This window comes from Streptomyces anulatus, from assembly GCF_014650675.1.
GTDB classification, from domain to species: Bacteria; Actinomycetota; Actinomycetes; order Streptomycetales; family Streptomycetaceae; genus Streptomyces; species Streptomyces anulatus.
The window spans coordinates 417,648-429,859 of sequence record NZ_BMVK01000001.1 but is presented as its reverse complement, the minus strand read 5'-3'; the positions used below and the strand labels follow the sequence as shown (position 1 = coordinate 429,859).

Below are 12,212 nucleotides of genomic sequence, written 5' to 3'. Positions count from 1 at the left end.
CGCTCCCCGTGACGCCCGTACTAGCCGCGCACGCCGCACAGATGCAGCAGCGCCGCCACACCCCGGTAGGGGTCGGTCCGCCCGGCCCGGTCCTCCAGGGTCAGGACCCGCTCCAGCTCCTCGGCCGGCAGCTCCGTCCCGTCCGCCACGTTGTCCGTGAAGACCCGCACCCCGTACCAGGCGTGCAGCGGCGCGGCGATCCCCGCGAGGGTGGCCCGCAGCGCGTCGAGCCGGTCGGCCCGCACGGTGAGGCCGAGGCGGTTGGTGTACGTGGCGGTGTCGAAGGCGGTCAGGGCCGCGCCGAAGTCACCGGCGAGCCCCGGGCGCATCGCGAGCGCGTCCGCGTTCCGTACGAGCAGGGAGAGCAGCCCGCCGGGCGCCAGCATCCGGGCGAGCCCGGCCAGCATCGGGTCCGGCTCCTCGACGTACATCAGGACGCCGTGGCACAGCACCACGTCGAAACTGCCGGGCAGGAAGTGCACGCCGGTGTCCCGGCCGTCGCCCTCGATGAGCCTGACCCGCTCCCGGATGCCCTCGGGCTCGGTCGCCAGCGACTCACGGGCCGCCGTCAGCATCTCGGCGTCCGACTCCAGGCCGGTCACCGAGTGACCGGCCCGCGCCAGCCGCAGCGCCTGGGTGCCCTGGCCCATGCCGACGTCCAGGACGCGCAGCCGCTGCCCCACCGGGAACCGCCCGGCTATCTGCTCGTCCAGCTGCCGCGCGACGAGCTCCTGGCGGACCCTGTTGCGTACGCCGCCGAGACCTGCCAGCCACGCCGAGGAGACCCCGGTGAAGCCGGAGGCCTCCGTGCTCAGGGCCGCTCTCCGCGCTTGACCTGCGGCTTCGGAAGCCGCAGTCGACGCATCTGGAGCGTGCGCATCAGGCCGTACGCCACGGCTCCGCGCTTCGGCGTGTCCGGGAAGCGCTCACGCAGCTGCTTCTTCAGGCGCATCGACAGACCGATCGAGTCGATCACGATCAGGATGATCACGCCGAGCCAGAGCAGCAGGGAGATGCTCTGGATGTTCTGCACCTGGATCACGCTGAGGATCAGGATGATCACGGCGAGCGGCAGGAACCACTCGGCGATGCAGAAGCGCGAGTCCACGTAATCGCGGACGAAGCGCCTGACCGGGCCCTTGTCGCGGACCGGGAGGTAGCGCTCGTCGCCCGACGCGAGCGCCTCACGCTGCCTGGCCAGGTCGGTGCGGCGTGCTTCGCGCTGGCGCTTCATGGCCGCTTTGCGGTCGGTCGGCGCGCTGGACGCGGCACGGCGGCGCTGCGTCTGGGCCTCGCTGCGCTTGGGGGTGGGGCGACCCTTGGGAGCCTGCGGGTCGCGGGGCTGCTGGGAGAGGTCCGCCGTCACCTTGTCGGTGGGGGCCTTCTCTGTCTTGGCACGGCTACGGAACACAAAACCCAAGGGTACGGGGTCGGCGCGCGGACCCGGAGACCCGGGCGGGAACGATCCGGCAACGGACGGCGTCCCCACATGTGTCCCGACGGGGCGATACGGGTGTCAACCGCCCGTTCCCGTGCCCGTCACAAGAATGTTCCGGGGCCTCACCTACACCCTGGGCGGGAGTGTTCCCGGGGTGCAGTCGTCCTTGGGGAGGAGCACATCGACGTCCGAACAGTGCGGTAATAGAGACAGGGCCCGTACTGTGGGTTCTATCGGGAGTGCTGGAGCTCAGTCCGTCAGAAGGGGGCGCGCGAAGCCCATGAGCGGTGTCATGAAGCGTATGGGGATGATCTTCCGCGCGAAGGCAAACAAGGCCCTTGACCGGGCCGAGGATCCGCGCGAGACCCTCGATTACTCGTACCAGAAGCAGCTGGAGCTGCTTCAGAAGGTGCGCCGCGGCGTCGCCGACGTGGCGACGTCCCGCAAGCGCCTGGAGCTGCAACTGAACCAGCTGCAGGGCCAGTCGTCCAAGCTGGAGGACCAGGGCCGCAAGGCGCTGGCGCTGGGCCGCGAGGACCTGGCGCGCGAAGCGCTGTCCCGGCGCGCCGCCCTCCAGCAGCAGGTCACCGACCTGGAGACGCAGCACACGACGCTGCAGGGCGAGGAGGAGAAGCTCACCCTCGCGGCCCAGCGGCTGCAGGCCAAGGTCGACGCCTTCCGCACGAAGAAGGAGACCATCAAGGCCACCTACACGGCGGCCCAGGCCCAGACCCGGATCGGCGAGGCCTTCTCCGGCATCTCCGAGGAGATGGGCGATGTCGGCCTCGCGATCCAGCGGGCCGAGGACAAGACGCAGCAGCTCCAGGCGCGGGCCGGCGCCATCGACGAGCTGCTCGCATCCGGCGCCCTGGACGACCCGACCGGCACGGCGAAGGACGACATCGCCGCCGAGCTGGACCGGATCTCCGGCGGCACCGATGTGGAGCTGGAGCTGCAGCGCATGAAGGCCGAGCTGGCCGGCGGCTCCTCGTCCTCGCAGCAGGCCATCGAGGGCGGCGCGCAGGATGGTGCGTCGCCGTCGCAGCAGTCGTCCCCGCACAAGTTCGACAAGCAGTAAGGCAGCGTCATGATCGTACGGATCATGGGGGAGGGCCAGGTCAAGCTGGCCGACAGTCACGTCGTCGAACTGAACGAGCTCGACGACGTCCTGCTCAAGGAGATGGAGAGCGGCGACGGCCCCGGCTTTCGCACGACCCTCCACGCGCTCCTGGACAAGGTGCGCGAGCTCGGCACTCCGCTGCCGGACGACTCCCTGGAGCCGTCCGAGCTGATCCTGCCGGCGCCCGACGCCACCCTCGAGGACGTACGGGCCATGCTCAGCGACGGCGGGCTCATCCCCAACTGAATCCACGGGCCGGCCCCGGCGGGCCCGTGGATCGCCGCACCAGCATCCCGAGCACCCCTGCCCCGCGCCCGGTCCGCCGGACGCGGGGCAGGGCTGCTCCCGGCCCTCCCCGGGGAAGAGGTACGCCCGCGAGGACCTGCCGCGTACCGTAGCTGGACGTGACCACCCTCTCGTCCGGCTTCGCGCGCGCCCGCCGCTGGCTCCGGGACCATCCCCTCGCGTTCGACGCGGCCCTCGCCCTCGGCTCCCTCGTCGCGATGATCTGCGGCTCGTTCGCGGACCCGGGCACCGGACACGGGCCGACCTTCGGCACCCGCACCCCCGAGCCGTTCAGCGTGCTCCTTATGGTCCTCGCCTCCGTGGCCCTGGTCCTGCGGCGACGGCGTCCGATGGCGGTGCTCGCCGCCACCGGGGCCCTCTCGGCCACCGAGTACATCCTGATGGACCCGCCCGCCCCGGTCGTCATGGGCACGGTCATCGCCCTCTACACCGTCGCCTCGCGCACCGACCGTCCCACCACCTGGCGGGTCGGGCTGCTGACGATGGGGGCGCTCACGGCGGCCTCCATGTTCTTCGGCTCGACCCCCTGGTACAGCCAGGAGAACCTCGGCGTGTTCGCCTGGACCGGGATGGCCGGGGCCGCCGGGGACGCCGTACGCAGCAGACGCGCGTTCGTCGACGCCATCCGGGAACGCGCCGAGCGTGCCGAGCGCACCCGCGAGGAGGAGGCCCGCCGCCGGGTCGCCGAGGAGCGGCTGCGGATCGCCCGGGACCTCCACGACGTCGTCGCCCACCACATCGCCCTGGTCAACGTCCAGGCCGGGGTCGCCGCCCACGTCATGGACAAGCGCCCGGACCAGGCCAAGGAGGCGCTCGGCCACGTCCGCGACGCCAGCCGCTCCGCGCTCAACGAACTCCGGGTCACCGTCGGTCTCCTGCGTCAGCAGGGCGACCCCGAGGCGCCCACCGAGCCGGCCCCCGGGCTCGCCGTGCTCGGCGAGCTGGTCGGCACCTTCCGCAACGCCGGGCTCCCCGTCGAGGTGGCCTGCTCCGACCACGGGAACCGGCTGCCCGCCGCCGTCGACCTGGCCGCGTACCGGGTCATCCAGGAGGCCCTGACCAACGTCCGCAAGCACGCGGGCGCCGGGGCCAAGGCCGAGGTGAGCGTCGTACGGGTGGGCGCCACCGCCGAGGTCACCGTGCTCGACAACGGCCGGGGGAGCACCGGCCGGCGCCCCGGCTCCGCGGCCGACGAGGACCTGGACAGCGGAGGCCACGGCCTGGTCGGCATGCGCGAACGCGTCACCGCCCTCGGCGGCGCCCTCACCGCGGGGCCTCGGTACGGCGGCGGATTCCGGGTCCATGCGATCCTTCCCGTCGAGGCCCGCACGGGTGAACCGGAGCGGCCGGGCACAGCGGGCGGGACGGGGCTCCGCCGATGACCCAGCCGACACCGAAGCCCGCACCGCAGGAGGCGCCGGCGCAGGCGTCCGTGCCGCAGCCGACGCCCCGGGCGCCGATCAAGGTGCTGCTCGCCGACGACCAGGCGCTGCTGCGCAGCGCGTTCCGGGTGCTGGTGGACTCCGAGCCCGACATGGAAGTGGTCGGCGAGGCCGCGGACGGGGCCCAGGCCGTCGAGCTGGCCCGTGCCACGGGCGCGGACGTGGTGCTCATGGACATCCGGATGCCGGGCACCGACGGACTCGCCGCCACCCGCATGATCAGCGCCGACCCGGAGCTGTCCGCGGTGCGGGTGGTCATGCTCACCACCTTCGAGGTCGACGAGTACGTGGTCCAGTCGCTGCGCGCCGGGGCCTCCGGCTTCCTCGGCAAGGGTGCGGAGCCGGAGGAACTCCTCAACGCCGTCCGGATCGCCGCGGCCGGCGAGGCGCTGCTCTCCCCGGCGGCGACCAAGGGGCTCATCGCCACGTTCCTGGCCCAGGGCGGCAGCTCGGGGGAAGGGCCGGACAGCGCGGAGTACGCGGAGCGGCTGGCGGCGCTCACCGGCCGCGAACGCGAGGTGCTGGTGCTGGTCGCGGGCGGCCACTCCAACGACCAGATCGCCGAGCGGCTCGCGGTCAGCCCGCTCACCGTCAAGACCCATGTGAACCGGGCGATGGCCAAGCTGGGAGCCCGGGACCGGGCCCAATTGGTGGTAATCGCCTACGAATCGGGCCTGGTGCGTCCCCGGGCGGACTGACCGGATGGCGTTCCGGCGTACTGCGGCGTACTCCACCTGCGGTATGCGCGGCATAAGAAAGCAGCCCGGGGGGCGACGTTTCGGCGGCGCGGAGCGGAGATCGTAGGACTGGGCTGGAGGTGTAGGTCCCTGACGTTTTCCCCCTCCCCGCCCCCTGCCGCGTACGCCACAGAAGAGAGACCCACCCATGTCCTGGCTGTCCAGATTCAGCCTCGCGCAAAGGGCCCTGATCGGGCTGATCTCGATTGTCGCGCTGGTCTTCGGCGCGATAGCGATCCCGCAGCTCAAACAGCAGCTGCTGCCCACCATCGAACTGCCGATGGTCTCGGTGCTGGCGCCCTACCAGGGTGCGTCTCCCGATGTGGTCGAGAAGCAGGTCGTCGAGCCGCTGGAGAACTCCCTCAAGGCCGTCGACGGCGTCGAGGGCATCACCTCCACCGCCAGTGAGGGCAACGCCCTCATCATGGCGACCTTCGACTTCGGCGACGAGGGCACCAAGCAGCTCGTCGCCGACATCCAGCAGGCGGTGAACCGGGCCCGCGCCCAGCTGCCCGACGGCGTCGACCCGCAGGTCGTCGCCGGTTCCACGGACGACATCCCGACCGTGGTCCTCGCCGTCACCTCCGACAAGGACCAGCAGGTCCTGGCCGACCAGCTCGACCGCACGGTCGTCCCGGCCCTCCAGGACATCGAAGGCGTCGGCCAGGTCACGGTGGACGGCGTGCGGGACCTCCAGGTCTCCGTCGTCCCCGACGACAAGAAGCTCGCCGCGGCCGGCCTGAACGCGGGCACGCTCGCCCAGGCCCTCCAGGCGGGCGGCGCCACCGTGCCGGCCGGTTCCTTCTCCGAGTCCGGCAAGAGCCGCACCATCCAGGTCGGCGGCGCCTACACCTCGCTGAAGCAGATCGAGGACCTCCAGGTCGTCGCCAAGGACCCGGCGGGCGGTGCGCCCGGAAAGCCGGTGCGCCTCGGCGACGTCGCCGAGGTGAAGCAGGAGCCGTCCACGGCGGTCTCCATCACCCGCACCAACGGCAAGCCGAGCCTCGCCGTGATGGCGACGATGGACAAGGACGGCAGCGCCGTCACCATCTCGGACGCCGTCAAGGACAAGCTCCCCGACCTCCGCAAGGACCTCGGCGAGGGCGCGGAGGTGACGGTCGTCTCCGACCAGGGCCCCGCCGTCTCCAAGTCGATCTCGGGCCTGACCACGGAGGGCGCGCTCGGCCTGGTCTTCGCGGTCGTCGTGATCCTGGTCTTCCTGGCCTCGATCCGTTCGACGCTGGTCACCGCGGTCTCCATCCCGCTCTCGATCGTCCTCGCGCTGATCGTGCTCTGGACCCGCGACCTGTCGCTCAACATGCTCACGCTCGGCGCGCTCACCATCGCCATCGGCCGGGTCGTCGACGACTCGATCGTGGTCCTGGAGAACATCAAGCGTCACCTCGGCTACGGCGAGGAGCGCCACGCGGCGATCATCACCGCGGTCAAGGAGGTCGCCGGAGCGGTCACCTCCGCCACCCTCACCACCGTCGCCGTCTTCCTGCCCATCGGTCTGGTCGGCGGCATGGTCGGCCAGCTCTTCGGCTCGTTCTCGCTGACCATCACCGCGGCGCTGCTGGCCTCACTGCTGGTCTCGCTCACCGTGGTGCCGGTGCTGTCGTACTGGTTCCTGCGCGCCCCCAAGGGCACCCCCGAGGACGCGGCGGAGGCCCGCCGCCTCGCGGAGGAGAAGGAGGAGGCCAGCAAGCTCCAGCGGATCTACGTCCCGGTCCTGCGCTTCGCGACCCGCCGCCGGGTCACCAGCCTCGTCATCGCCGTCGCCGTGCTCCTCGGCACCTTCGGGATGGTCCCGCTGCTGAAGACGAACTTCTTCGACGCCGGTGAGCAGGAGGTCCTGACCGTCAAGCAGGAGCTCACCCCCGGCACCAGCCTGGAAGCCGCCGACGAGGCGGCCCGCAAGGTCGAGAAGGTCATCGAGCAGGACAAGGGCGTCAAGGACTACCAGGTCACCGTCGGCTCCTCCGGCTTCATGGCCGCCTTCGGCGGCGGCACGGGCGCCAACCAGGCCTCCTACCAGGTCACCCTGAAGGACGCCGCGGACTACGAGGACGCCCAGGACCGCATCGACGAGGCCCTCGGCAAGCTCGACGGCATCGGTGACACCACCATCGCCGCGGGCGACGGCTTCGGCTCCCAGGACCTGAGCGTCGTGGTCAAGGCCGCCGACGGCGACATCCTGAAGAAGGCGGCCGAGGCGGTCCGCACCGAGGTCGCCACCATCAAGGACGTCACCGACGTCCAGAGCGACCTGGCGCAGAGCGTCCCGCGCATCTCGGTCACCGCCAACGACAAGGCGGCAGCCGCCGGATTCGACTCCGCCGCCCTCGGCGGGATCGTCGCCGGAGCCGTACGCGGCACCCCGGCCGGCACGGCGACGCTGGACGACACCGAGCGCGACGTCGTCATCCGCTCGTCCACCCCGGCCGCCACCGTGGCCGAGCTGAAGGCCCTGCCGCTCGGCCCGGTCAAGCTCGGCGACATCGCCGACGTGAAGGTGGTCCCCGGCCCGGTCTCGATGACCCGGATCGACGGACAGCGTTCGGCGACGATCACCGCCAAGCCCGTCGGCGACAACACCGGCGCGGTCAGCACCGATCTCGCCACGAAGATCGACGCCCTGGACCTCCCGGAGGGCGCCACCGCCACCATCGGCGGCGTCACCGAGGACCAGAACGAAGCGTTCGCGCAGCTCGGCCTCGCCATGCTGGCGGCCATCGCGATCGTCTTCATGCTGCTGGTGGCCACGTTCCGGTCGCTCGTCCAGCCGCTGATCCTGCTGGTCTCCGTCCCGTTCGCGGCGACCGGCGCCCTGGCCCTCCTGCTCATCACGGGCACCCCGCTGGGCGTTCCCGCGATGATCGGCATGCTGATGCTCATCGGCATCGTGGTCACCAACGCGATCGTGCTGATCGACCTGATCAACCAGTACCGCGCCCAGGGCCTCGGCATCGTGGAAGCCGTCATCGAGGGCGGCCGCCACCGCTTCCGCCCGATCCTGATGACGGCGCTCGCGACCATCTTCGCCCTGCTCCCGATGGCGCTCGGCGTCACCGGCGAGGGCGGCTTCATCTCGCAGCCGCTGGGCGTCGTGGTGATCGGCGGTCTGATCAGCTCCACGCTGCTGACCCTGCTGCTGGTGCCGACGCTGTACGCGATGGTCGAGCTCCGCAAGGAGCGCCGCGCCAAGAAGAAGGCGGCCAAGCGCGCCGCGAAGGCGGGCGTCCCGGACCGGCCGGAGCCGGAGGAGGCCCGCGAGGCCGAACCCGCGCAGGCCTGACCCGCAAGCCGAAGGGGCCTGTCCCACGCATCCGCGTGGGGCAGGCCCCTTCCGGTTTCCCCGCGCGGTTCTCAGCCGTCCCCGCCGAGCGCCCGGACGATCCGCAGCCATGTCTCCCCGTGCGGCTCGGGACGGCGGACGCTCAGGGCGACCGTTTCCCGCACCAGCCGGGCACGGGTCTCCTCGGGGGCCCTGTGCAGGAGCGCGGTCAGGTCGTCCGGGTCGAAGCCCTCGGTGGCCCCCGCGAGCACCAGGGCCACCTGCGCGTGGGTGAGCGAGGAGAGGCGGTCGCCGAAGACCTGGCCCTCGATGCCCCCGCCGTGCATCAGCGCTGTGCCGTCCCCGTCCGCCAACGCCCGGTCCACGTACGCCTGGAGGGCCTCGCGGTCCTCGACGAGGCGGTACGCGGCGTCCAGGCCCTCGGTGCGGCCGATGTCCAGCATCGCGACGTGGGCCAGCGGGGTGGCGTCGGGCGGCCGCACGGTCAGGAGGCGCGGGTGCTCCTCCAGATAGGCCCGCGACTCCTTCCAGTCCACGCACTCCAGCCACTGGGCCAACTGCTCCCGCAGGATCAGCGGATCGTAGGCGGCGGTCACCCCGTGGGCGAGGACGGCCTCCCGGAGCAGGGCGTGCCGCTGCGCACCGCCCGGGTCCAGGACCGCCAGCTCATCGAGGGCCGACGCCGCACCCACGCTGCCGAGGACATCGGCGTTGCGGGACCAGAAGTCGCGTGACCGGGGCCAGTCGGGCGCGAACATCCAGGCGCTGACGAGCTCCAGCGTCTCCGGCGCCAGGGCGAGCCAGTCCGGCACGGACGTGAAGGTCTCCTCCTCCCAGGCCGTGTGCACCGCCGCGATGTCCCCGTACGTGCGCAGCGCCTGCCGGGCCCGTACGGTCACGGTGTCCGGGCTGCCGGTCCTCTCCGCGTCCTCGTCGAGCCAGTTCACCAGCTCGGCCACCCCGGTCGCGGGCAGGGGGGCCGGGCAGCGGAGCAGGAAGGCGCTCCGCTCCACGCCCAGCCGCCGGGCGGTCGCCTGGTCCACCCCGGCGAACTCCTCGACGGTCCCGTCGAACTCCTCGATCGCCGCCGCGTGTTCGCCGGTACGGGCGAGCGCCCGGGCCAGGCCGTCCAGGGCGGAGACCAGGGGGGCGTCGGGAGCGCCGGGGGCCTCCAGCGCCAGGGACCGGTGGAGGGCCACCGCTTCCCGGAAGGCCTCCACCGCCCCCTCGGCGTCCCCGTTCAGCTCCACGTACGTGCCGAGCACCTGGAGGGAGTCGGCCAGATCGGCCAGGACCGCGTCCCCCTCCTCGCGCAGGAGGCCGACGGCCTCCCGCGCCGGGGCCAGTGCCTCCTGCGGGTCGCCGGTGCCGGCCAGACTCCGGGCGAGGGTGCGCAGCGCGGCGGCGAGGCCGGTGCGGAAGGCCTCGGGGCGCTGCGCGGCCGACTCCCGGCACAGGGCGACGGCTTCCTCCGCCGCCCGGAGCCCCGCCCCCGCGTCACCGGCCTTGTCGAGGTGACCGGCCAGGCCGTCGAGCGCCGCGGCCGACTCCGGGCGGAAGGCGTCCGGCCGCTGTGCGGCGAGCGCGCGGAAGCGGCCGCACGCCTCCTGGGCCGCTTCGATCGCCCCGGAGGTGTCGCTCACGGCCGCGCGGTGGTTCCCGAGGGCGTGAAGAGCCGAGGCGATCCGGGGGAGGAAGACCTCCGGATCCTCCTCGGCGAGGCCCCGGAGGAGGCCGACCGCCTCCTCCGCACGGGGCACGGCCTCCACGGCCTCCCCGGCGCCCGCCAGGCGCGTGGCGTAGTTCAGGAGGTACGCGGCGAGCGCCGGGACGGACGCGCCCGGCCGCTCCTCCTCGACCAGCTCGCGCTGGAGCCGCACGGACTGCTTCGCGAACGGCACGGCGGCCGCCCGGTCCCCGGTGCCGGCGACGCGGTCGCCCAGAGCGCCCATGGCCAGAGCCAGCTCCGCCTGGAAGGCCCCGGGGTGCTGCATGCCGAGTTCGGCGTAGATCCGCGCGGCCTCCTTCGCCGGGGGCAGCGCGCCGGTGCGGTCCCCGGCGGCGGAGAGCAGGTTCGACAGCCGGTGCAGGGCTCCGGCCAGCGCGGGCAGACCGGTGTCGGGGTCCTGCTCGGCGGCGGCCCGCAGCCTGCCCGCCTCTTCCTCCGCACGGGCCAGCTCCGCACGCCCCGACGCGTCGGCGGCGGCATCCCCCTGCCGCACGTCGTCCCCCGCGCCCGCTCCCCGCGCCTCGTCGCCGGCGCCCGTCCCACGGTCCTCGTAACCCATGCCCGCCCCACCGTTCTCGCCGTACGTTCCGCTCAGCTCATCGGGCCTCGGCGGGCCCGCCCGCGCGAGGGTTCACTGCGGTGAGTAGCAGCCTAGTTACGCGGTGGTGTCATCGGTCGGCGTATGCGAGAACCGGCCCGACCGGAACGTTCCTGCATCCCCGGCGTACGCGGAAGCCCCGGTACGCCGACCTGCGGCATACCGGGGCTTCCGGGGGCTTCCGGGATCTGTGCGGCCTACGGCAGCGCCAGCATCCGCTCCAGCGCGAGCTTCGCGTACTTCTCCGTCTCCGGGTCGACCTCGATCCGGTTGACCAGCTTGCCCTCGGCCAGCGACTCCAGGGTCCAGACCAGGTGCGGCAGGTCGATGCGGTTCATCGTCGAGCAGAAGCAGACCGTCTTGTCGAGGAAGACGATCTCCTTGTCCTCCGCGGCGAAACGGTTCGCCAGACGGCGGACCAGGTTCAGCTCCGTGCCGATGGCCCACTTCGAGCCGGCCGGGGCCGCTTCCAGGGCCTTGATGATGTACTCCGTCGAGCCCACGTAGTCCGCTGCGGCGACGACCTCGTGCTTGCACTCCGGGTGCACCAGCACGTTGACCCCGGGCATCCGCGCCCGGACGTCCTCGACCGACTCGACCGAGAAGCGGCCGTGGACCGAGCAGTGCCCCCGCCACAGGATCATCTTCGCGTCGCGCAGCTGCTCGGCGGTGAGGCCGCCGCCCGGCTTGTGCGGGTTGTAGAGGACGCAGTCCTCCAGGCTCAGCCCCATGTCCCGCACGGCCGTGTTGCGGCCCAGGTGCTGGTCGGGGAGGAAGAGGATCTTCTCGCCCTGCTCGAAGGCCCACTCCAGGGCCCGCTTCGCGTTCGAGGACGTACAGATCGTGCCGCCGTGCTTGCCGGTGAAGGCCTTGATGTCGGCGGAGGAGTTCATGTACGAGACGGGCACCACCTGGTCGGCGACCCCGGCCTCCGTCAGCACGTCCCAGCACTCGGCGACCTGCTCGGCGGTGGCCATGTCGGCCATCGAGCAGCCGGCCGCCAGGTCGGGCAGCACGACCGCCTGGGCGTCCGTGGTCAGGATGTCCGCGGACTCCGCCATGAAGTGGACGCCGCAGAAGACGATGTACTCGGCCTCCGGACGCGCGGCCGCGTCGCGGGCCAGCTTGAACGAGTCGCCGGTGACGTCCGCGAACTGGATGACCTCGTCGCGCTGGTAGTGGTGGCCGAGGACGAACACCTTGTCCCCGAGCTTCTCCTTCGCGGCGCGGGCGCGCTCCACCAGGTCCGGGTCGGACGGGGAGGGCAGGTCGCCGGGGCATTCGACGCCGCGCTCGCTCCTCGGGTCGGCCTCGCGGCCGAGCAGCAGCAGCGCGAGCGGGGTCGGCTGTACGTCCAGGGGCTGGGCCGTGGTCACGTCACGCACCCTTTCTAGTCTGCGAACTCTGTGAACCCCGCGAGCTTCCGCGGGGAACTTCGGCGTACTCGCCTTTTCGTCTATTTGACGCTATCTATCATAGCCGCTTCGTGTCACGTTGACGATGCCGATAGCGTCGATGTGACGCATCCCCCGGGCGGCCCGGTG

General features: G+C 72.2%; 9 protein-coding genes. 5 read left to right on the top strand and 4 right to left on the bottom strand.

Annotation, left to right across the window (positions count from 1 at the left end):
• Positions 1–20 precede the first annotated feature (20 nt).
• Together IE272_RS01915 and IE272_RS01910 are read right to left on the bottom strand one after the other, a co-directional pair.
• Positions 21–683 carry a class I SAM-dependent methyltransferase gene (locus tag IE272_RS01915; RefSeq protein WP_050358003.1) on the bottom strand — a complete coding sequence of 221 codons (663 nt, stop codon included), beginning with the start codon at positions 681–683 and terminating at the stop codon, positions 21–23.
• A gap of 128 nt (positions 684–811) precedes the next feature.
• On the bottom strand, positions 812–1,411 hold the full coding sequence (locus tag IE272_RS01910) for a DUF3043 domain-containing protein (protein WP_007451204.1): 600 nt from the start codon (positions 1,409–1,411) through the stop codon (positions 812–814).
• Between the two features lie 319 nt (positions 1,412–1,730).
• On the opposite strand from IE272_RS01910, the gene IE272_RS01905 reads away from it, so the two are divergent.
• The 5 genes from IE272_RS01905 to IE272_RS01885 all read left to right on the top strand — a co-directional run bounded on the left by IE272_RS01905 (position 1,731) and on the right by IE272_RS01885 (position 8,341).
• Positions 1,731–2,516, top strand: a complete 786-nt coding sequence (locus IE272_RS01905) for a PspA/IM30 family protein (protein ID WP_050358004.1) — start codon at positions 1,731–1,733, stop codon at positions 2,514–2,516.
• Positions 2,517–2,525: 9 nt separating this feature from the next.
• Positions 2,526–2,804, top strand: a complete 279-nt coding sequence (gene pspAA, locus IE272_RS01900; protein ID WP_007451206.1) for a PspA-associated protein PspAA — start codon at positions 2,526–2,528, stop codon at positions 2,802–2,804.
• A 158-nt stretch (positions 2,805–2,962) separates the two neighbouring features.
• Positions 2,963–4,246, top strand: a complete 1,284-nt coding sequence (locus tag IE272_RS01895) for a sensor histidine kinase (protein WP_050358005.1) — start codon at positions 2,963–2,965, stop codon at positions 4,244–4,246.
• Entirely contained in the window at positions 4,243–5,004 is a 762-nt protein-coding gene (locus tag IE272_RS01890) for a response regulator (protein WP_229897180.1), read from the top strand. Before IE272_RS01895 ends, IE272_RS01890 begins: the two co-directional genes overlap by 4 nt.
• 187 nt (positions 5,005–5,191) lie before the next feature.
• The gene (locus IE272_RS01885; protein ID WP_056706463.1) at positions 5,192–8,341 is read left to right on the top strand and encodes an efflux RND transporter permease subunit; all 3,150 of its coding nucleotides are present in this window, start codon (positions 5,192–5,194) and stop codon (positions 8,339–8,341) included.
• A 71-nt stretch (positions 8,342–8,412) separates the two neighbouring features.
• Here the strand turns inward: IE272_RS01885 and IE272_RS01880 are convergent, their stop codons facing one another.
• Positions 8,413–10,629: a tetratricopeptide repeat protein gene (locus tag IE272_RS01880; RefSeq protein WP_190006106.1), complete on the bottom strand. Its 2,217-nt coding sequence runs from the start codon at positions 10,627–10,629 to the stop codon at positions 8,413–8,415.
• Between the two features lie 236 nt (positions 10,630–10,865).
• Positions 10,866–12,053 carry a quinolinate synthase NadA gene (nadA, locus tag IE272_RS01875; RefSeq protein WP_073958919.1) on the bottom strand — a complete coding sequence of 396 codons (1,188 nt, stop codon included), beginning with the start codon at positions 12,051–12,053 and terminating at the stop codon, positions 10,866–10,868.
• Between the last annotated feature and the right edge of the window lie 159 nt (positions 12,054–12,212).

What these genes read in the sequence shown, in the direction of transcription:
- IE272_RS01890 (WP_229897180.1), top strand. Translation starts at nt 4,243, where the DNA reads ATGACCCAGCCGACACCGAAGCCCGCACCGCAGGAGGCGCCGGCGCAG.
- IE272_RS01885 (WP_056706463.1), top strand. Translation starts at nt 5,192, where the DNA reads ATGTCCTGGCTGTCCAGATTCAGCCTCGCGCAAAGGGCCCTGATCGGG.
- pspAA (WP_007451206.1), top strand. Translation starts at nt 2,526, where the DNA reads ATGATCGTACGGATCATGGGGGAGGGCCAGGTCAAGCTGGCCGACAGT.
- IE272_RS01905 (WP_050358004.1), top strand. Translation starts at nt 1,731, where the DNA reads ATGAAGCGTATGGGGATGATCTTCCGCGCGAAGGCAAACAAGGCCCTT.
- IE272_RS01880 (WP_190006106.1), bottom strand. Translation starts at nt 10,629, where the DNA reads ATGGGTTACGAGGACCGTGGGACGGGCGCCGGCGACGAGGCGCGGGGA.